Consider the following 21,292-nt stretch of genomic DNA (forward strand, 5'->3'; position numbering starts at 1 on the left):
CCCTCTGACTTATAAGTCATAATTAACAACAGCCGATTTAAGTCAGGAATAATAACGCTAGGTAAATCAAAATTTAACACTAAGCTCGATTTTTTATTTTGCAACAACGGGCTGTAATCGGTTGCTTGAGTCGTCTCATAATTGCGGACTCAATACACATGCTACACCACCTATCCGAGGAATATTGTTATACTTATTATAATAATCCTTAATGGCCGTTAGTGGCATGATTTAGCTACTGAAGGAGCGATTAGGATAGCCGTTCTAGAGTAAGGTCGGCGCTGCTGTTGTCCGTAATTTAATGCGACTGGCGATGTACGAAAAGCTCTTATACAGAAGGCTCTTATACGAAAGCCTTTATAAAAGTCCAAAACCTTCCTTAAAGACTGGGCGGATACCCATTGCTACTACTAATATTACTGAAAATTTTATGACTACAGACTCTCTAGGCTCTGCCCCTTCTGCGGCAGCACCCTCTTTGCCCCCTTCTGCCTTTGCCGCCTCTAAAACCTCTATTATTGAGTTATTAAACCAAGATACCGCTCGTTTATTACACCACGCTGCCCTGCCGTCCCCCATAGCGGAGGCTTGTGACTACGCCATGAGTGGCAGCGGTAAACGGGTACGTCCGCTATTGGCCGCCAGTGCTTTTTTGACGGTACAGCGGGGGCAAACTGTTCATGATGCGGACGCTGCGGCTTTAAACCAAGTCTGTCTCAACGACCCTTGCCGCCGTGCTATGTTAGCCGTTGAGCTGTTGCATGCCTACTCGCTCATCCATGATGACTTACCTTGCATGGACGATGATGAGCTGCGTCGTGGTCGCCCCACCTGCCATATTGCCTTTGACGAGGCCACGGCTTTGCTAGCAGGCGATGTGCTACAAACATTAGCTTTTGAAGTATTAAGCGCTGATATTGCAGGTTTTGCGCCCATTGATGCTGCTTTAGCTATGCGTCTAAACCAAACTTTTGCCCCCCGTGCTCGGCGCATGGTGGCAGGGCAAATGCTGGATATGAATGCTGAACACGCTCCAGTTGAGCAAACCGCCCTTGAAGCTATTCACCGGGATAAGACCGGCGCACTGATTGAAGCGGCTACCCTGATGGGCGGTTTATGTGCCGGAGCTAATGCTGAAGAACTAAAGGCACTACAGACCTTTGCTGCCAATATCGGTCTGGCCTTCCAAGTACAGGATGATATCTTGGATGTCACCGCCACCACGGATGACTTGGGCAAAACTGCCGGTAGCGATGAGCGCCTCGACAAGTCCACTTATGTGAAACTCATGGGTGTGGACTCTGCGAGTGAGTATGCCAAGTCGTTATTTGCTGCGGGCAAACAAGCTATTGAGCAAGCTTTTGGTCTAGATAATGAGCTGATGCAGTTGGCTGATTGGTTATGGTCACGGCAAAAATAGCCGATGCAAAAACGCTATACATATAAAAAGGTGGGCTTATCGGGCTCACCTTTTTACGTTTTGTTGCTCTGATTCACCAAGGGTTTATTAACCAAGGGTCTCTTTGCTAAAACCATCTTATAGTGGTCAACTCAGCCAACCCACCAGCATTAGCAAAAACCAACATTAATCCTCAAATAAAATCAGGGTATTGACCGCTTTTTATCGTATAGTAAGCAAAATAAATTCTCTAAATTAGGGCTAGCACGGTGACAAGCTGCCTTTTGCTCCGTGACACGCTAACGTTGTAAATCAGATCCAGCCTTAGCCGCTGTCCATTTTATTTGGATATTGTATGAGCTTACCGTCTAATCCGAAATCGACTCCGCAATCCACGCATGTGCATAACGACCATGCCGAACAAACCCCTTCAGCAGGTATGCAAGCGGCCGATAATTTTGCCGGCAGTACCAAAGGCAAGACTGGCTTTAAGCGCATTATTAAGGCTACAGGCTATTCAACCGATGGCTTTATAGCGGCTTATAAGAATGAGGCCGCCTTTCGCCAAGTGCTTTGGCTAAATTTGGCATTGTTTATTGCCCTTGTCTTTGTGCCTTTCGCCCTCCCTATTAAAATGATGCTATTAATAGGGTCTTTTCTATCACTCATTGTCGAGCTATTTAATACGGGCATTGAAGCGAGCGTGGACCATGCTTCTACCGCACAGCATCCCTTAGCCAAGATTGCTAAGGACGTCGGTTCCGCCGCGCAATTTTTAGCCTTGCTGCTGCTGTTCCTTTTATGGTCGCTGGCTATCTGGGGGATGTAGAGTAGATACAGTAAAGTTAACTTATAAAATAAGCCGGTAAAGCTAAGGACTAGACGACGCTATGACGACTGATAATACTCTTCTACCCCTTTTTGAAGTCTTATTTGATGACGAAAGGCTTGAGGAAGAGACTAACCTGGTTTCTGACATTGCAGGCTTGACATCTGCTAGTTCGCTAGAGTCCTCCAATCAAGCTGCTCTTGTGGATCAGTCGTCTTTATCACCCACAGTCTATTTAGGCACAGGCGGCTATAGCGACACCGATATGCTCGGTACGCTGTATCCTACTGGTACCAAAAAAACAGATTTCCTCGCTGAGTATGCCAAGCAATATGGCGCAGTAGAGGTCAACAGTACGTTTTATGCGCCTATTGGCCAGAAAGCTTTTGCGGGGATGCTGCGCAAATCCGATGCCAAAGTGCGCTTTGCCGTCAAGCTACATCAGGACTTTACCCATGCTCGCACCGGCTCTCCCGAGCACGCTTTAGCTTTTATTGAAGCACTAAAACCCATCATCGAAGCCGATTGTCTCGCTCCCCTTCTACTGCAATTCCCGCATGGTTTTGACCGCACGCAAGCACACCGGCTGTATCTCGCACAATTGGTCGGCTGGTTTAGCGACTACCCGTTAGCTATAGAATTCCGTCATGCCAGCTGGCACGTGCCCCAAGTCATCGACAGCTTCCGCGCACAAGGGCTGATTTGGTGTAGTGTGGATTATCCAAAAGTGCAGGGACTACCACCCTCGCGCTTTATCTTGACACAAAGTGAGGCCAGCTCGGGTAGTCGTATCGGCTATCTGCGTATGCATGGTAATAATTTACAGTGGTGGGAGGCGATGTCAGCGAGTGACCGTCATGATTATCGTTATACAGTCGAAGAAATGCAGGGCTGGGCACAGGCAATTGCCAATCAACGCCAGCATTTTGATGAGCTATACGTCTTCTTTCAAAACTCGGTAAACGCGCACGCTTATTATAATATTGCGATGCTGCGCGAGGCTTTGACCGCTTTGAATTTTAGAGTTTTATAGAAAGTCTTATAAGTTATTAAAAAGCTAAGGTTGAGAGCTGTATGAGGATTGAGCTGCTACAAACTATGCAGTGGTCTAAGCTATGCTGGGATCAAAGTTTTGCAGAGGTTATTGAGCTTGATACTTTATTGCCAAAAGTTGGTCAAAACTACCCTATCGTTCTCGGTAGAAATGAGGATTTTGCTCTAGAAGGGCGAGCTTTTATTCTATGGCTACCTCCGCATTCTGAGCTGAATGGTTGGTGGGATAAACGCCCGTCTGAGATACTGCAGTCTTATATCATCGAAGGCGAGTTAACCAACCGGCGTGAAAACTGGGAAGCTCGTGAGCTGTCTTTCGACTTTCGCGTCATCAGCCTGCATAAATTGGTGGACAGCTTTCCTAGCTGTATTGTGCAAGATAGCTTGTCAAACCAGTCGCCATTACCCTATTTAGGTCAAGACGCTGTCTCTTCTTGGTTAGGCTGGAAAAGCACTTGGCAAATTGACAACTCTTGGCGTTTTGAAAAGTATGAACTTGACGACTATATCTACTTAATGAGTTCAGGAAGTGAGTATATGTCAGAAGTCATTCTCTCCTATGAAAAGGATGACTTATATTTACATTATTCAGTGGATCTACCGTCCGTAGGTTCGTACAGTACTCTCATTACTAAGTACCGTTTGCCTCATAAAGAGCAAGCTTTATTGCAGAAAATATTTTCTAAGGCCGAGACTTTAATGAATACGTCGAGCGAGGCGCTTACAGCTAACCAAATTCGTGGCGCTAATTACTGGTAACCTGAAAAAGGTTAAATTGAAAATTGTGAATTAAGGCTTAGCCTTTACCACATAAACCACCTTACCTATCACGCTATCCACACCCACCCAGCCCATTCTGGCTTCGCTAACACTAGCCAACTCATTGTCACCGCGCAGGCGTAAAGCAATGACCTGACCATTGCTGTCTAGGCGCACTTGACAGATACGTTTAATAATCTTGCCATAGTGGGCATGCTCTACTGCGACGATATCGCCTACTCGTAACCGCTGACGGTGCTTGGCTATTTGCCAACGCCATACCAAGACAAAAACACCCGACGTAATCGCCGGGTGCATACTGTGACCATCTACTTTTAATAAGCTAATTTTAAGCATAGCGCCTATCTCAGTTTTGCTCATTCTAGCCCAGCTTCGGGTATACCGTATCGACTTTGGGCTCATATGGACAGGCGGCGCGATACGTCTCAATACCTTTTGAGTCCCAAAATATTTTCGTAAATTCGTTTAATAGAACAACGAGCTTTTTGGCAGTATCACTACTGATGCTTTGTTTGGCTGCGGAGCCCGCTAGCATAATGTCATGGGTCAAGGCATGCAGGTCTGGATATTTCTTTAGCAAGTCGCCTTTAAAATAATCACCCCAAATAATACGCACTTCGTGCTTGACGGCCTCGGCATGCTTTTCTTTATCCGCCACCAAACGCCCTAACTTTGCTCGATCCTCCAAGCTATCGCTCAAGCCTGCAATTTGCTGGCAATAGCGCAATACGCTAAGGGCATAAATCTGTGCCGGGGTCGGATCATAAATACCGCAAGGGATATCGCAATGGGCCGATACCGTAGTTATGGGTCGCACTCGATCGAGTCTTTGAAGCAGAGAATGTAGCATGTCAGGTTCCTTTATTTTCATAAGATAAATAAATGGGAGACGCTGCCAAGGCAGGCGCACTCACGTCATAACGTCGTGCTGAATAAGCGGTCAAGATTGACCGTTAGCGGCGAGCCTTGTGTTGCTTCACATAGCGATAACCAAACCAAAGCCCTAGTGCAATGGGCAAAATAAGGCTGCCATAAAACAGCATATGCATCAGTAGCGAAGTGTCCGCAGCATGGTCATGGCCGGCGTGAGCAAAAGCTGACGTGCTCATCGTAAGACTTACAGCCAAGGCCAGCAGGGCACTACAGGCAGTCGAGATAGTAGAAAGACGGTACATAGGGAGCTCCTAAATAGGCACAGGCAAAATAGCAGAAAACTTGTATGCAGCAATTATAGTAAGTACTTATCCTACTTAAATATTTTAGCTATTCAATCTGGTCATGTAGCTTAATTAAATGCAATAAGTTAGATAAACTTAACAGTATTATATATTTTTTTATGCCTTTATTCACTATAAATGTAAACTCTTCTCATTAGGGCAAGCTGCCACTTAGTAGATATAACTCATTGGTCGATAGTGTGCTCTAGCATAGACCTAGTTATTTGTTATTTTTCGCCTAGCATTATTTTTACTAATCCCTACGACTATGTAGCTAAGTTAATTAAATAGACCGTGGTCATAACAACGCCATTCATAAAAAACGGACGCAAAAAAAAGGACACCCGAAGGTATCCTTTTCTATCATCAGACTTAAACTTAAAGCGTAAATTTATAAGCTAAACTTACTCTTCAACGCCAGCGTCTTGGCCTTTGTATTTCGCATTTGCGTAGTCCCAGTTCACTAGTTTATCTAGGAAAGTATCTACGTAGTCTGGGCGACGGTTACGGTAATCGATGTAGTAAGCGTGCTCCCAAACATCACAAGTCAACACAGCAACTTTGCCATGAGCCAGTGGCGTGTCAGCGTTGGCTGTTTTTAGGATAGACAGTTTGCCGCCTACAGAGTCAGCAACCAGCCAAGCCCAACCTGAGCCAAACTGAGTTAAAGCTGCATTTTTGAATTCTTCACGGAATTTGTCATACGAACCAAAATCTTCGTCAATTTTCGCTTGTAGATCGCCTGTTGGAGCGCCGCCGCCGTTTTCTGGGGTCATGCAGTTCCAGTAGAACGTGTGGTTCCAAACTTGCGCGGCTTGGTTAAACATACCTTGCTTGCTGTCATCTTTAGCAGTAGCTTCGATGATTTCTGGCAAAGTTTTGTCTTCTAAGCCCGAACCAGGTAGCAATTCGTTTAGCTTGTTCACATAAGCTGCGTGATGCTTGTCATGGTGAAACTCTAGCGTCTCTGCGCTGATATGTGGCTCTAAAGCATTTTTGGCGTAAGGTAGTTCAGGAAGGGTAATGTTTGACATATTATTTTATCCTTGGCTAGTTTAACCGCCTCTCTTTTTCTAGCCTAGCGTTGTAGACTAATGGCGCTCTAATCCTGTCTCATAGACAATATTAGGACACTCGTGCTGTGCAAAAGACTCATTAATAGTCACTTACAGCAGCGCAGAGTTTCGGTCAAAATGGCTGAATTGTTATTGAAAGTATAATGATGTGACTGCACGTGGCAGCCCTCCAACTTACTTAACTTCTATTTATAACTGCTATCTATTACGTATAAACATAGCTCATCATTTATACATCGATAGTTACTACAGCGACTTATGTTACCTATGCGAAGTTATCAGCACAAGGGAGTGCCCTAAAAAACTTAGCTATTAATAACGCTATTCTAGTTTCGCCTATCTATAGATAGACTGTATTAAACCAATAGCAGCACTGCAGTAGTCTTGCAAAATAGAACAACGACTTTTTTTATCTTAACTAAAGCACAGTCAAAGTCTGTTGTCTTAAGTCTTGTCAGCTAGTATAACAAGCTTGCGGCAGCAGCACAGTTACCGAATGTTATACAATTGACTATATTTCAACCTTGTAGCGTGTGGCCTTAGCCGACAAACTTACTCCTTATAGGGCAAGCTTACTTTTCATAAATAGTCGCTCAATCGACAACTACCTTTTACTCTTTTCCCATACCTTTAATAATAGCTAGCGAGGCAAAATGAACTCCCCTACCTCTTTGCAACAGCGAACTCCTGATAGCCTGGACACTTCTAACCCGACTGGTAAACGTTGGGTATTGGCCAGTAACAATAAAGGTAAGTTGGCTGAATTCCAGCGCCTATTCACCGCCGCCGAGCTCGATGTGGAGATTATCCCACAAGGCCAGTTGGATATCGAAGATGCTGTAGAGGACGGCTTAAGCTTTATAGAGAACGCCATTATCAAGGCGCGTCATGCCAGTCGTATCAGTGGTCTGCCCGCTATTGCCGATGATTCTGGCTTGTGTGTGCCGCTATTGGGCAATGCGCCGGGGATTTATTCAGCGCGTTATGCTGGCGAGCATGGCAATGATGCGAATAATAATGCCAAACTATTGGCGGACTTACAGGCTTTCCGTCCTAACAATTCTAACCAAGCCACTAACGCTAACCTAGCTAATAACCCTAACGAGCCTATCGCCGGCCAGTTTGTCTGTGTCCTCGCCATGGTGCGACACGCCGACGACCCTTTACCTATTATTGCACAAGGGTTGTGGCAAGGCGAAATTTTACCGGCACCGCGGGGTGACAACGGTTTTGGTTATGATCCATTATTTTGGCTGCCCGAGTTAAACAGTAGCGCCGCTGAGCTGAGCAGTACTCAGAAAAACCAAGTTAGCCATCGCGCCCAAGCTATTGCCAAATTACTGCCACAACTGACGACGGTATAAAGCGTTTATGATTTTTAACGGCTTGTTTTTCCTGAGGTTTTATTTGATGGTTAGTGGTTTTTTATTGGTTGGTGAAATGAGCTTTTTTTGCCTAATGACTCAATGATTAGTGACATGACAGTCCTCTAGAGCCGCTATTCACCTAGTCCTTTACTAGCGCAAGTAGATAACTTTTACTTTAATAGTGAGATAGACTATACTATTCTACTTTTAAAATTTTACCGCAAGACCAGTTTTTTGGTTCAAATTGAACCGCAATCCGCTTTTTTAGCTGTTATTTCGTACTTATAGCGTGGCAATCGGTGATTATCGGCGCCCAGTTTGCCCGGCCGTTTGCCCCCAATTAACCCAAAGGTGTATTCAACATGGCAACAGATTTACAAGTTACTACTAATAAGCTTTCAGACAATCAAACTCAACTTACCGTTAAGGTACCTGTTGAAAAGATTCAAAACAAAGTCAACGGCCGCATCAACCAAGTTGCTAAAACCGCTAAAATCGACGGTTTCCGTAAAGGTCGTGTGCCAGTTTCACATATCCGTGCCCAGTACGGCGCTGGTATCCAGCAAGAAGTGATCAACGACGTTATCCGTGATACCGTTTTTGAAGCGATTAAAGCTGAAGACGTCCGCGCTGTGGGCATGCCTAACATCGACGACGTAAAACTTGAAGACGACTTCTTAGTTTATCAAGCAACTGTCGAAATCTTCCCAGAAATCGAAGTCCAAGGCGTGAGCGAAGTTGAAGTTGAGCGTCATACTGCGTCAGTAGCAGAAGAAGACGTCGACACGATGATCGAAAACCTACAAAAGCAGCGTCAAGAGTTTGCTGATAAAGACGGCGCAGCAGACGAAGGCGACCAAGTCACTTTCGACTTTGAAGGTAGCGTTGACGGCGAAAAATTCGAAGGCGGTAGCTCTGAAGATTTCAAACTAGTCATCGGCAGCGGCCAAATGATTCCTGGTTTTGAAGACGGTATCAAAGGCATGAAAGCCGGCGAAGAAAAAACTATCGACGTGACTTTCCCAGAAGAATACCAAGCTGAAGATTTAGCCGGTAAAGAAGCTCAGTTCAAAATCACTTTGAAAAAAGTGGAAGAGTCTAAGCTACCAGAACTTAACGACGAATTCTTCGCACTATTCGGTGTGACAGAAGGCGGCCTTGAGCAGCTAAAAGCTGACGTCCGTAAAAACATGGAACGCGAAATCAAAAATGCTGCGCGTAGCCAAGTCAAACAAGCGGTCTTTGACGGCTTGCTAGACAAAAACGAATTTGACGTCCCACAAGCTATGGTTGATCAAGAAATCGAGCGTCAGCGTAATATGATGATGCAGCGTTTCGCCCAACAGTTTGGCGCTAACCCTGACAACTTCAATAAAGACATGCTGCCTGATGAGTTGTTCGAAGAGCAAGCTATCCGCGCTGCCCGTCTAGGCGTTATCGTAGCTCGCGTCATTGAGTCACAAAAACTAGAAGTAGATCAAGCTCGCGTTGAGACTTTCATCAAAGAAGCGGCTGAAAACTACGAAGATCCAGCTGAAGTTATCGAATACTACACGAACGATCAACAGCAACGTGCTAATATCGAATCGGTAGTTTTAGAAGACCAAGTGGTTGATTATCTATTGTCAGAAGCTAAAGTGACTGATAAAGAGGTCAGCTATCAAGACTTGCTAGCTTCACAGCAGCAACAGCCTGGGATGTAATCCTCGAATGGCAGAGCACTTGCTCACTGTCAGTCGTTGTCTGAATTTGCAGTATCGCTTGCGAAAGCCTGCTGCATAAGAAGATTGAGATGCCCTAACGGTGACGTTGGGGCATTTTTATAGGTAAACTGTCGAGTTATCCCTTGATAAAATAGCTATTACCCCCTATTAAGACAAGTATTCGAGCGTAGTTTCGCGGCCTTTATTGGTAGAGCCATCCTCTGCAATGTATAGAGCATTAGCTTTAATTGATAAAATAGCCCTTAGCTTTGTTTACCCTTTAGCCATTACCCGCTTTATTCTCTAATTCTTATAACTATAGCGATAGGAAATTATTATGTCCGACATCGAACGTATTACCGCCAATCCGCATTTTGATTTGCTTATGAGCGCGCATCAGTCTGTAAGCCAAGTGCCAAGCAATGCGCTAGTGCCTATGGTCGTTGAGCAATCTGCCCGCGGCGAACGCTCTTTTGATATCTTCTCACGTCTATTGCGTGAGCGCGTTATCTTTTTGACCGGTCAAGTAGAAGACCATATGGCCAACTTAATCGTGGCGCAGATGCTGTTCTTAGAAGCTGAAAACCCAGAAAAAGATATCCACTTATATATCAACTCACCAGGCGGCTCGGTCAGCGCAGGTCTAGCTATCTTTGATACCATGAACTTCATCAAACCTGAAGTCTCTACTATCTGTATGGGCGGCGCTTATAGCATGGGCTCATTCTTGCTAGCTGCGGGCCAAAAAGGCAAGCGTTATGCGCTAGCCAATGCTCGTGTGATGATTCACCAACCGTCTGGTGGTGCGCAAGGTCAAGCGACTGATATCGAAATTAATGCCCGCGAAATCTTAAAGATTCGTGATCGCCTTAACCGTATCCTAGCAGAGCGTACCGGTCAGCCTCTAGAAAAAATTGAGCGTGATGTCGAGCGTGATTTCTGGCTAGATGCTCCTGAAGCCAAAGAATATGGCATAGTGGACGAAGTACTAGACCGTCGCCCTGAACAAGAGTAACAGCGCTCACGACGCTAAAGGGTAGACCCTTTTAAGTTTATCTGGCCGTTTTTTAGTCGCAAATTTATGGCTAAAAAACCGACCGGACTTGACCAGTCTATCCCTATATTTTCGCCGGACACTCAATTTTTAGGAGCGCCTATATGGCAAAAGATAAAACCCCACAATGTTCGTTTTGTGGTAAAGCAAAAGATGACGTTCAGCAGCTTATTGCCGCTGATGATGCGAATATCTGTAACGAATGCATTGAGCTATGCACTGACTTAATCGCTGATGGCGATAGCAGTATGGAAGGCTCAGATGATGACCTCGATACCTCGTGGGTCAATAAAAAACTGCCGACACCTAAAGAGCTGCGCGCCCATCTTGACGAGTATGTCATCGGTCAAGATTCTGCCAAAAAAGCGCTAGCCGTTGCGGTTTATAACCATTATAAACGTCTCAAAGTCAGCCAAAAGTTAGCAGCTGATAAAAAGAAAGCTAAAATTGGCGCTGATGATGCCATGGTTGAGCTGTCTAAGAGTAATATCTTGCTGATCGGCCCGACCGGTTCCGGTAAGACTTTATTAGCGCAGACCCTTGCCCGTTTGCTAGATGTGCCGTTTGCGATGGCCGATGCTACCACTTTGACGGAAGCCGGTTATGTCGGAGAAGACGTCGAAAACATTGTACAAAAGCTGCTACAAGCCGCTGATTATGATGTGGGCAAAGCCGAGCAAGGTATTATCTATATTGATGAAATCGATAAGATTAGTAAAAAAGGTGAAAACCTATCTATCACGCGTGATGTATCGGGCGAAGGCGTACAGCAAGCCCTACTTAAACTGATTGAAGGTACGGTTGCGGCTATCCCGCCACATGGTGGTCGTAAGCATCCCCAGCAAGAGCTAATCCAAGTGGACACTCGCAATATCCTAGTGATCGTGGGTGGTGCATTCTCAGGCTTGGATAAAGTCATCCAGCAGCGTACTGAGAAGACCGGCATTGGCTTTAACGCCGATGTGCGCTCAAAAGAAGATCGTCGTCAGGTCTCTGAATTGTTTAAAGAAGTCGAGCCAGAAGATTTAATTAAATTTGGTTTGATTCCTGAGCTGATTGGCCGTTTGCCCGTCATTGCCACGCTAGAAGAGCTCGACGAAGAAGCCTTGGTACAGATTTTGACGCAGCCAAAAAATGCTTTGGTTAAGCAGTATGAGTATCTGTTTGATATGGAAGGCGCTAAAATTTCCTTTACCGATGAGGCGCTAGATGCCATCGCTAAGAAAGCTATGGAGCGCCGTACTGGTGCCCGTGGTCTGCGCTCTATCGTTGAGAATGCCTTACTCGAGACTATGTATGAGCTGCCCTCAATGACGGATGTGAAAACGGTCGTTGTCGATGATACCGTTATTAATGATGGTGCTACGCCTAAGATTGCTTAGCCACACGCTGCAAAAACACTGCGTAAAAGTTCTGTGTAAACACACGCTTTAAGACCAAGTTTTGCAGCTCTAGTTTTAGTCCTGATTTTCTCCTTATAAAAGCGGCATCCAAGTTAATTGGGTGCCGCTTTTTTATGGTTGTGAACTTTTTATGGTTATAAATAAAGCAGCCTACTAAGCCAATCTATTTAATAGATAGATTTTGATACAATTTTTTTAAGCTATTCTTCATAAATTTTTTTCTTAAAACTCAGGCACATATTAATAACCTCTTAATCTATTACCGTGTTATCTAGTAGCCAAACCATTGGTATAGCTTAATTTTATGTATGGTCAGTCCTCAGCAAACATTAGGCTTTGTTTTCAGTTATACTTTTAAATCTTGTTGCTCTCATATCATTTTGACAAAGGACAGTCACTATGCAACTTCCATTCGTACAACGCGTCGCCGCCCTCACCCAGACGACGCTCACTCAAGATGAACTACAAACCTACTTTCAAGGTCAAGTCGCAGCCATTACTGGCGCAGGCTCAGGGATAGGTCGTGCGCTAGCCTTAAATCTGGCCAAACTAGGCTGTCACGTGGCGCTCTCAGATATCGATGATTTGCATCTAGCGCAAACGGCGGAGCTGTTGGTTGGCTTTGGCGTTAACGTCACTAGCACGGCTCTAGATGTTGCCGATGCTAAAGCGGTGTTTAGCTGGGCAGAAGAGGTGATGAACACTCATGGCAAGGTCAACTTTATCTTTAATAATGCCGGTGTCGCGCTGTATTCTACGGTAGAGGGGGCCAGCCTAGAGGAGATAAAGTGGTTGATGGACATCAACTTCTGGGGAATGGTCTACGGCACTAAAGCCTTCTTACCCTTAATCAAAAATACGGTCCTGCTAAACGAACGCCTGACGGTAGACGTTGATGCTCAGACTGCGGACGCTAACGATGCGATAAACCAAGCCTCTACAAATGAGGCCTCTATAGACAAAGCACCCCAACCTCGCGAACATGGTCATATTATCAATATGTCTAGCATGTTTGGCCTCACCGCCCAGCCTTCACAATCGGCTTATAATGCCAGCAAATTTGCGATACGTGGCTTTACTGAAAGCCTGCGGCAAGAGCTGGATCTGCAGCAATGCGGCGTCTCTAGCACCTGTGTGCATCCTGGTGGTATCAAAACGAATATCGCCAATAGTGCGCGTGGCAACGATAGTATCAGCACTTTAGGTATGGATACTGGCGATAAAACTATCGAAAGCTTTAATAAACTCTTGCGCTTTGACCCTAGCCAAGCGGCTGTAATTATCTTATCAGCGGTCGCTACAGATTCTAGACGCTGCCTAATTGGCGCCGATGCTAAATTGGTCGATGCTGTACAGCGCTTATTTCCTAGCCAATATCAACGTGTGTTCCAGCAGGCAATCAAAGCCAGCCGTATGGTGAAGTCCAAAAAACGGCAGGCCTAACCCCTTCCCCTCGTCTGACTATATTTCCTACTATTTTGGCGCATTTTATGCGCCTTATTGCTGTTTGCCTACCTAGTCTCATTCATGTTATCTCTCAATAATCTCTGCACCTAATCAGGATTTTAAGATTTGAAAAGTTACACAAGTTAATACATAGGTTAACCAATGTAACATTAATATCTTAAGTGAATGATATAATTCGAATTAAGAATAAGCAGTATGATAGTTTTTCTGTATAGAACTAAGCTTTTAACTTAAGTTGATAGCGCTCGAGTGGATAGCGTTTAACTTATAGTTTGACAGTGATCATGATTACTACTGGCTAATTATCTATTTTATGGAATTGTTATTTTTATGAGCACAGGGTTAGTGCTGTTTAGGAAGTAAGTCGTTTTATACATATAGTCGTCGCTGTCTCAGTGCTTGTATAACGGTCTATATCTAACGTTCTATGACTACGTTCCTACAATGCCTCCCGCCCTGTAATTATAAATTTGCCAGCATTCTTATCCTTTCTTGCTTGTGATAGCGCCCCTTTAATCGAAATAAAGATATAGCTAATTTTTTCAGCTATAGGGCTAACCTGTGTCTATAAAAACGCCTTTTTATAGCGTTTAGCACAGGCCTTATTTATCAAGCTTTACCCTGCATTAAAATTGCCCCTGTTATGAGGATTAGCCAATGAATATTATTTCATCAGCCAAACTGCCCCTTGCCACTGCTATCTTATCTATTGCGACGCTGAGCTTCATTGGTTGTAGTGATAAAGACAGCGTACAAGCTGTAGACCGTACTGAAGAAGCTGCTGCCATCGCTCGTGTTAAGGCCTTGGAAGCTAAAGCCGAGGCGCTCAAAACCAATATGCCTAGTGCCGATATGGCGCCTGCTGGTACGTCGGGTGAGACGACCGCTAGCGCCGGTGGTACTAGTATTAAAGCGCCTGACGAATCCACTATCCCTGATGATGAGCGCGGCGCAGCCATTAAACGAGGTCTGCAAATCGTTAACCATACTTATAAAGAACTGCCTGACAACGTCGGCAACCAGCTTAACTGTACCAGTTGTCACTTAGCTAACGGTTCAGAAGCCTATGCAGCGCCGTGGAATGGTTTATCGGGAATATTCCCTATTTATCGCTCTCGTGGCGGCCGCGTCAACTCCCTGCAAGAGCGCGTTAATGGTTGTTTTGAGCGCTCAATGAATGGTAAAGCCCTAGATTTAGGCTCAGATGATATGAACGCTATCATGGCTTATATGACTTGGTTATCTCAAGATATGCCGAGCGGTGTAATTCCTGAAGGCCGCGGGTTTGTTAAGGTAGATAAAACCTTAGAGCCCAACCCTGAGACGGGTAAAACGCTATTCGCTGAGAAGTGCTCAACTTGTCACGGTGCCGATGGCGAAGGCCAGTATAACGACGATGGCACTTATATCTACCCAGCAGTAGCGGGTGATAAGTCCTTTAACGATGGCGCAGGCATGGCGCGTACTTATACCGCTGCTAGCTTTATCAAAGGCAAAATGCCCTTTGGTCAAGGTAACTCGTTAACGGATCAGGAAGCTGTGGATATCGCTGCCTACTTTACCCATTTACCACGTCCCGTCAAAGCCAATAAAGATAAAGACTGGCCCAATGGGGATGCGCCTAAAGACGTGCGTCGCTAAGCGCTAAAGACTGGTTTATAAATAAAGCCAGTTTAAAGCCAACCAATAAAAAACCTGACGGCCATTATGGCGTCAGGTTTTTTTATACTTAGCAGTTAGGAAAATAATAAAGCTACGCTTTGTATTTATCTTAGTATTTTAGTCTCTTACGGCAGTTTCATATCACCCGCTTGCAACCAACCGGCGCGGCGCATCATAACCGCTACTCCGCCCGCAATAACTGCCGGCAGCACTAGCATTAAGAGAATAATGGCGAACCACAATTGCTCAGGTGGCATCAAATCTGCAGACGCCTCTAACACGCCAAAGACCCCCACTAAACCCGCTGTCCCCATGCCAGCACCGGTCGCCGTACAATGTAGCGCAAATACTGTGGTAGCAATCGGTCCCACCACGGCGCTCGCCACCACAGCCGGTAGCAGAATAATAGGCTTTTTCAATACATTAGGTATCTGCAGCATACTCGTGCCGATGCCTTGCGAGACCAAACCGCTGACGCCGTTGTCTTTATAACTGGCGACCGCAAAGCCGACCATATGCGCTGCACAGCCTACGACGGCAGCACCACCAGCCAGTCCGCCCAGACCAATAGCAATACAGATAGCTGCACTCGAGGTCGGCATGGTCAGCAATAGGCCGACCACGACAGCAATGACAATCCCCATCAATAAGGGTTGTAATGCGGTCGCTGCCTGGATGCCATGGCCGATGGCATTTACAGCTGCGACTACCGGCGGATTCAAGAGTGCGCAGACCGCTAAAGACACACCACAAACGACCAAAGGAATGAGCAGAATATCGAGCTTAGTACGGCCAGCGACTAGCGTGCCCAATCGATAAGCGAATACAGAGGTTAAATAAGCCCCAATCGGATTGCCCGGTACTGCTAGAAAGGTAGCTGGTGCACCCTCTTGCGGCATAAATAAAGTCCCTGCCATCAACGCTTCAGAATGCGCCCCCAACATGCCCGCCACCAGACAACTGAGCATCACTAAGGTCGGGGCTTTTAGATAATAGGCAATACCGACACCAATCCCAGCGCCCATTAAGATACTGGCGAGCTTGCCAATACTCATTAAGATGGGCAAGCCAAGCCATTGGCCAATCTGCGAAATAATGAGACCCGCAATTAAGGTCACGAACAGCCCTAGCGCCATCCCCGTAAAGGCATCAATAAAATATTTCTGGAAAAACCCAGCTAAGGGGCTGGGCGTTGCAATAGAAGTCTCGCCTGTCATTTTAATGCCTCAAATATAGGGTAGCTAATATCGGATAAACTTAACCAAAAAAAACGCCTATTAATAATTGTTTATTAATAGACGCTTATCATATATTTTCTAGGTGGTGATTGCTAATTAAAGCTTAGCCCTGCTGTGCATTGTCCGTAGAGTCTAGCGGCGCTGCTCAACGATTAAAGAGTCGATACCATTATTCTGCAGTTTCTGCTGCGCACTCACTACTTGCTGACGGTTATTCATAGAGCGTGAGATGACTTGGTAGAGGGGCTGACCATTAGCCATGTTTTTTTTTACGACAGAAGCGTCCACACCCGCCATCAGCACTTGGGCGCGGCGACGATCCGCTTCATCGGCACTACCAAAGCTATTAATCTGTAAGATATAAGTCTTAGTAGCTGCCGCTGCGGTCTCTTCAACCTTAGCGGTACCAGCCTCACTATTATTGCTTGGCGCAGGCGTCGCTACTGGGCTACCATCGTAAGTCTCGTCTTCTTCAATAATGGCAATCTCCGTACCATCATCAGTAGGGGTACTCTGACCGTCAGTAGCGCCAGTGCCACTGTCAGGACGCGGCTGCGGGATAGGCTGAGTGACCACCACATCAGGCTCAAAAGTACTGGGCACTGAGGTATTACCGTCCTCGATGGAGATAGACTCATCAGGAATAGTGGCCATTTCTTGATTGGGCAGCACATCGTAGAACTCGTAATCGCCATTGTCTTTATCCGTCTCCACTTTTGGACGCACTTCACGCTCGCCTGAGGTGGCTTCCCCCTCGCCGGCTGGACTGAAGTTAAAGATGGGCGATAAGTATAAAAATACCCCAATCATTAAGGTCAATATGGCCCCAAGTAGCATCCATAAAAAGCCAGAAACACTACTGGTCTTGCGGCGCTTTTCGGTGGCACCCTTTGGTTTTTTGGCTAACATGACGGTCCTCTTATGACGGATCAGAGCGATAGCGCTGACGGTGCTGCTCTATAGGTTATAGAGGCAGTACTATAATTATAAAGTGCTTCTATATAAAGGTCATTTATATAAACTTACTGTAACTGCGAGTATAAAGCTAAAGGGCTAACTGAAACGCACCCTATCTTAATTTTCATTACTATTTCACGAAGTTGGCCTTACTTTAGAGCCATCGCTCCTTGATAAGACCACCTTAGCCCTTTAGCCCCTTAGCTTTGACGCATAAACTACATGCTAGAAGGCGCAGATAAGCCCAATAGATTGAGACCATTGGCAATGACTTGACGCACAGCTTTAGACAACCGCAGACGCGCTTGCATCAAGGTCAGCTCCTCATCGCTTGGCGTCTCACCTGAGGTTAGACTAATCGGCATAATACGACTGCCATCATACCAACCGTGGAAGGCTGCCGCCAACTCTTTGAGGTAGTTGGTCAAGACGTGCGGGTCATAACCGGTGGCGGCGCGTTTTAGCGTCTCTGGATAGGCAGCTAGTAACTTTAACAACTCACCTTCAGCCGCATTGTTCAGCAGCTCTTGATGCTCAGCCCCAACCGCGTCATCTACGCTATACCCTAACGTGTCCAGTTTTTCTAACACTCGGCAGACGCGAGCATGCGCATATTGAATGTAATAGACTAAGTTGTCTTTGCTTTGCGATTTAGCGAGCTCTAAGTCAAAGTCAATGTGCACTTCTGGTTTACGAGCGACGTAATAAAAACGCGCCGCGTCGTTGCCGACTTCTTCGCGCAATTCGCGTAGCGTCACAAACTGACCCGAGCGCGAAGACATCTGTACTTTTTCTTCGCCACGCCATAGCGCAACGAACTGTACTAGAATGACATCTAAACGTGCAGCATCGATACCTAAAGCAGTTAAGGCCGCTTTTACGCGAGTGACGTAGCCATGATGGTCCGCGCCCCAAACGTTGATGACCTTATCAAAACCACGGTCAAACTTGTCTTTGTGATAGGCGATATCCGAGGCAAAATAAGTGCTCTGACCATTGGCACGGCGTACTACGCGGTCTTTTTCATCGCCAAAGTCGGTCGATTTAAACCAGATATTGCCGTCTTTCTCATAAAGATAGCCTTTGTCGTCCAGTATCTGTAATACCGGCGCGATTTTTGACTCAATAGACTTTTCGCTAAACCACTGCTCAAAGCGCACCCCAAAGTCGTTTAAGTCGTCTTTGATGTCTTCTAGGATGCTGGTCAAGGCAGCATTTAAAAAGATTTCGTAGGCATCGCCTAACGCCGCTTTGGCATTGGTAATCAAGCCATCGATATGGGCTTCTTTATCGCCAGACACGACGACTTTCTCGCCAGCGCCATCAATTTCATAGACCGCGTCTGCCGGCACATCCTTCGCGATTACGGCAAAAGGATGGACGTAAGCCGCGTCTTGCTGAGTCTTAACCGTTGCTGCGATATCGCTGACATAATCGCCTTTATAGCCATTGACGGGGAAAACAATATTTTCACCGTTCAGCTCTAAATAGCGCAGGTAAGTACTGGTCGCCAAGATATCCATTTGACGGCCTGCGTCATTGACGTAGTATTCGCGAGTCACGTCATAACCGACTGCTTCTAGCAAGTTGGCTACGCTCATACCGAAAGCGGCACCGCGACCATGACCGACATGTAGGCTCGAGGTCGGGTTGGCAGAAACGAATTCTACTTGGACTTTTTGTTGAGCAAAGTCTTTACTTAGGCCAAAGCGCTCTTGCGCACTAAAGATATCGCCCAATACGGCAAAGCGAGCATCGGCGTTGAGGAAGACGTTAATAAACCCAGGGCCGGCAATATCGACTTGGCGAATATCGCTGTTTTCGGGTAAGGCGGCGACGATCTTTTCGGCGACTGCACGCGGGTTCATCTTGGCGGCTTTGGCGGCCATCAAGGCAATATTACTAGCAAAATCGCCATGAGCCGCGTCTTTCGTTCGGGTAATCTGACTGCTATTGGTCCAGTCGGCAGGTAGGGTGCCGTCTGCTTGCAAGCTGCGAGCGGCCTCATTGAATAGCGCGGATAAAGTATCAGTTTGAGCTTGAGACATAACAGTAATAACTCTATTGGTCAGGGAATCAGAAAACGAATTTAGCGACGATAAAACAACCTGTCAATATAACAATATTTACGGCATTTTGCATCATTAAAGGGGAATAAACTGGGGCAAGGCCTGAGGGTAATGGCCATCAAGAGCGAGTGATTAGCGCTCGACAACACTCTGAAGTCAGCGATTTTTGCCACCTTACGGTATATTGATTGTATGGTTACTGTCTTGTACGGTTCTCGCCCACCAGCACAAGCGCTATAATGCAGCCCATACTATGCTTATCTCATTAAGCTTAAGAAATAACTGATAAAAATTTTTATAAAATCACAGGAATACACTATGTTTGCTATCGCTGCCGAGACCATTACCAGTTGGGGCATGTATGTCTTATTGCCAATATTTATTGCCTTCTTATTTTTTATTATCTGGGATCTGTCTAAAACATCTGGTGCCGGTCGCGCAGGTACTTTTTGGATGTTTTTAGCGTTAGGAGCAGGTTTTATTGGCTTTATCCTAAAGATTTTGATCGAGGTCGCCTTTAAGAAGTGGTTTATTTAGCCTTATTGCTTATAGCGCAGCACTGAGTGGCTCTGCGCATAATGGTTATTCCCCCCTTCTACCTATCCTTACTATTCGCCCTTCACACACGGTAAAGGGTTGCCCCAACCAATGACCTGCCTGCTCAGTATTCGTTGCTATTTAGTGTGCCTGATGGTTTTAGCAGTCTATAGTTGGCGGAGTTTATCGCTTTAACCGGCCTATAGCTTGGGGGCATTTGTAATTAGGGGTCACTAACGAAAATTTAGCAGTTGGTTGCCAGCAGCAATCTTGATGCAGCTGGTATTTTTAATCCCCTCACAAACATTACTTTTTAATCACTTCACTGACATAGGTGGGCAGCTCCCAAGCGCCGCCACCAGTGATACCACGGCATAGCCCTGTGGTCAGCTCTGACGATTTAGCGAATGCCTTACCATCCCACACCCAGCTTTCGCTACTCCAGCAATCGCCTACTCCGCGTCCTTTTTGATTGTTACTAATCACCCCTTCGCTATAATCGGTGGCAGATAACGTCACCAGAGCAGGTTTACTCGGCCTAGCATGATCGATGACCCAATAGGCATTACCATAGTTATAAGCCGCTAGCCAACACTGATAGCTGGCCAAAGTATGGTTGCTATCTAACGCGTCAAACTGCCAGCCCTGTCCATCTTGCCCCGCATCAGCAGCATTCAACCCTTCACACTCGGACAAATCAGCGTCATTACGCTGTACCCATTGCGAGATATTTTTATGCCAATATTGTAGCTTGCCCGCGTCTATATTTTGCGCCTCTGCCTCATTATATGCGGGCGCTGCTCGGATAATAGGTTTCGGTTTGGCCGCCTTAGGCGTCAATTTCTGAGAAGCATTTTTACTAATTAAAGCTAATGGCGTGCCCACGCGGCCCTGTACCTCATCCAGCTTAAGTAATACAGCGGCCATACCCCCATCTCTAACCTCCCATTGTTGCGACCCAGCGCTTAAGGTAATTTCAGTACTCTGCCTAGCATTCGCAAGCAGTTGCTGGATTTGTGAGGTGTTTAATGTGCCGATTAGCGTCGCTGCATCGAGCTTAATCTTACCGTAGGGTTTATTATTTAACCGCAGCTCAACTTGATAGTTAGCTTTACGCAGGGCGGCATCTACCGCAGCGTTCCTATCGATATTTTCTAACTGCACTTGAGCACTCGTGACAGGCTTTTGGGGTAGAACAGTGAGTAAGATGGTGGCCGGTCGATCCATACCATAGCCTGCGACTCGGCAAGTTAAGGTATTGTCACACACCACTTGCCAATCCTCCTTGGCGAAACCTTCGCCCTGAAAAGCATCTTGGCGATAACCATCCTCTGCTTGTGCCGCCATCGCGGTCAGCAAGCCTAAACCTGTTAGCCCTATTATGGCCGCAGCTTGCTTAATTTTTCTGACCCTAAGGGTGTGGTAGGCAGTAGCAAAAAACTGGGGCTTTAACGAATAATTAATCATAGTCGTCTCACAAT

At 46.0% G+C, this 21,292-nt stretch carries 19 protein-coding genes; 11 read left to right on the plus strand and 8 right to left on the minus strand.

Annotated features, from left to right (window positions below; genetic code table 11):
* Positions 1-430 precede the first annotated feature (430 nt).
* From ACZ2XM_RS13660 to ACZ2XM_RS13675, 4 genes are all read left to right on the plus strand, one after another.
* Entirely contained in the window at positions 431-1,420 is a 990-nt protein-coding gene (locus ACZ2XM_RS13660) for a polyprenyl synthetase family protein (RefSeq protein WP_490589604.1), read from the plus strand.
* A gap of 418 nt (positions 1,421-1,838) precedes the next feature.
* Positions 1,839-2,228: a diacylglycerol kinase gene (locus tag ACZ2XM_RS13665; RefSeq protein WP_490589657.1), complete on the plus strand. Its 390-nt coding sequence runs from the start codon at positions 1,839-1,841 to the stop codon at positions 2,226-2,228.
* A gap of 61 nt (positions 2,229-2,289) precedes the next feature.
* Positions 2,290-3,261, plus strand: coding sequence for a DUF72 domain-containing protein (locus ACZ2XM_RS13670; protein WP_490589603.1), 972 nt, complete (start codon positions 2,290-2,292; stop codon positions 3,259-3,261).
* Between the two features lie 41 nt (positions 3,262-3,302).
* A complete protein-coding gene (locus ACZ2XM_RS13675) occupies positions 3,303-4,040 on the plus strand; it encodes a hypothetical protein (protein ID WP_490589602.1) in 738 nt (245 codons plus the stop codon).
* 30 nt (positions 4,041-4,070) lie between these two features.
* Here ACZ2XM_RS13675 and ACZ2XM_RS13680 read toward each other — a convergent pair whose 3' ends face one another.
* From ACZ2XM_RS13680 to sodB, 4 genes are all read right to left on the minus strand, one after another.
* Positions 4,071-4,421 carry a S24/S26 family peptidase gene (locus ACZ2XM_RS13680; protein WP_490589601.1) on the minus strand — a complete coding sequence of 117 codons (351 nt, stop codon included), beginning with the start codon at positions 4,419-4,421 and terminating at the stop codon, positions 4,071-4,073.
* A gap of 1 nt (position 4,422) precedes the next feature.
* Positions 4,423-4,911, minus strand: coding sequence for a superoxide dismutase, Ni (gene sodN, locus ACZ2XM_RS13685; protein ID WP_490589600.1), 489 nt, complete (start codon positions 4,909-4,911; stop codon positions 4,423-4,425).
* A 103-nt stretch (positions 4,912-5,014) separates the two neighbouring features.
* Positions 5,015-5,236, minus strand: a complete 222-nt coding sequence (locus tag ACZ2XM_RS13690) for a hypothetical protein (RefSeq protein ID WP_490589599.1) — start codon at positions 5,234-5,236, stop codon at positions 5,015-5,017.
* Between the two features lie 446 nt (positions 5,237-5,682).
* The gene (sodB, locus tag ACZ2XM_RS13695; RefSeq protein ID WP_490589598.1) at positions 5,683-6,312 is read right to left on the minus strand and encodes a superoxide dismutase SodB; all 630 of its coding nucleotides are present in this window, start codon (positions 6,310-6,312) and stop codon (positions 5,683-5,685) included.
* 695 nt (positions 6,313-7,007) lie between these two features.
* Here sodB and rdgB point away from each other — a divergent pair.
* The 6 genes from rdgB to ACZ2XM_RS13725 all read left to right on the plus strand — a co-directional run bounded on the left by rdgB (position 7,008) and on the right by ACZ2XM_RS13725 (position 14,989).
* The gene (gene rdgB, locus ACZ2XM_RS13700) at positions 7,008-7,718 is read left to right on the plus strand and encodes an RdgB/HAM1 family non-canonical purine NTP pyrophosphatase (protein ID WP_490589597.1); all 711 of its coding nucleotides are present in this window, start codon (positions 7,008-7,010) and stop codon (positions 7,716-7,718) included.
* A gap of 365 nt (positions 7,719-8,083) precedes the next feature.
* On the plus strand, positions 8,084-9,424 hold the full coding sequence (tig, locus tag ACZ2XM_RS13705; RefSeq protein ID WP_490589596.1) for a trigger factor: 1,341 nt from the start codon (positions 8,084-8,086) through the stop codon (positions 9,422-9,424).
* Positions 9,425-9,809: 385 nt separating this feature from the next.
* Positions 9,810-10,439 carry an ATP-dependent Clp endopeptidase proteolytic subunit ClpP gene (gene clpP / locus ACZ2XM_RS13710; RefSeq protein ID WP_490589656.1) on the plus strand — a complete coding sequence of 210 codons (630 nt, stop codon included), beginning with the start codon at positions 9,810-9,812 and terminating at the stop codon, positions 10,437-10,439.
* Between the two features lie 143 nt (positions 10,440-10,582).
* Complete coding sequence (clpX, locus tag ACZ2XM_RS13715) at positions 10,583-11,860, plus strand: ATP-dependent protease ATP-binding subunit ClpX (protein WP_490589595.1); 1,278 nt, start codon at positions 10,583-10,585, stop codon at positions 11,858-11,860.
* Between the two features lie 420 nt (positions 11,861-12,280).
* Entirely contained in the window at positions 12,281-13,324 is a 1,044-nt protein-coding gene (locus ACZ2XM_RS13720) for an SDR family NAD(P)-dependent oxidoreductase (protein ID WP_490589594.1), read from the plus strand.
* Positions 13,325-14,005: 681 nt separating this feature from the next.
* On the plus strand, positions 14,006-14,989 hold the full coding sequence (locus ACZ2XM_RS13725) for a c-type cytochrome (RefSeq protein WP_490589593.1): 984 nt from the start codon (positions 14,006-14,008) through the stop codon (positions 14,987-14,989).
* Between the two features lie 146 nt (positions 14,990-15,135).
* Here the strand turns inward: ACZ2XM_RS13725 and ACZ2XM_RS13730 are convergent, their stop codons facing one another.
* The 3 genes from ACZ2XM_RS13730 to argS form a co-directional block, all read right to left on the minus strand.
* Positions 15,136-16,227: a PTS sugar transporter subunit IIC gene (locus tag ACZ2XM_RS13730; protein ID WP_490589592.1), complete on the minus strand. Its 1,092-nt coding sequence runs from the start codon at positions 16,225-16,227 to the stop codon at positions 15,136-15,138.
* Positions 16,228-16,380: 153 nt separating this feature from the next.
* The gene (locus ACZ2XM_RS13735; RefSeq protein ID WP_490589591.1) at positions 16,381-17,157 is read right to left on the minus strand and encodes an SPOR domain-containing protein; all 777 of its coding nucleotides are present in this window, start codon (positions 17,155-17,157) and stop codon (positions 16,381-16,383) included.
* Positions 17,158-17,423: 266 nt separating this feature from the next.
* Positions 17,424-19,253, minus strand: a complete 1,830-nt coding sequence (argS, locus tag ACZ2XM_RS13740) for an arginine--tRNA ligase (RefSeq protein ID WP_490589590.1) — start codon at positions 19,251-19,253, stop codon at positions 17,424-17,426.
* A gap of 339 nt (positions 19,254-19,592) precedes the next feature.
* Between argS and ACZ2XM_RS13745 the strand changes: the two genes are divergently transcribed.
* Complete coding sequence (locus tag ACZ2XM_RS13745) at positions 19,593-19,811, plus strand: DUF2788 domain-containing protein (RefSeq protein ID WP_490589589.1); 219 nt, start codon at positions 19,593-19,595, stop codon at positions 19,809-19,811.
* Positions 19,812-20,117: 306 nt separating this feature from the next.
* Here the strand turns inward: ACZ2XM_RS13745 and ACZ2XM_RS13750 are convergent, their stop codons facing one another.
* Complete coding sequence (locus ACZ2XM_RS13750; RefSeq protein ID WP_490589588.1) at positions 20,118-21,278, minus strand: DUF1176 domain-containing protein; 1,161 nt, start codon at positions 21,276-21,278, stop codon at positions 20,118-20,120.
* Positions 21,279-21,292 lie beyond the last annotated feature (14 nt).

Source organism: Psychrobacter sp. CoH-33_TS_01 (assembly GCF_058189395.1).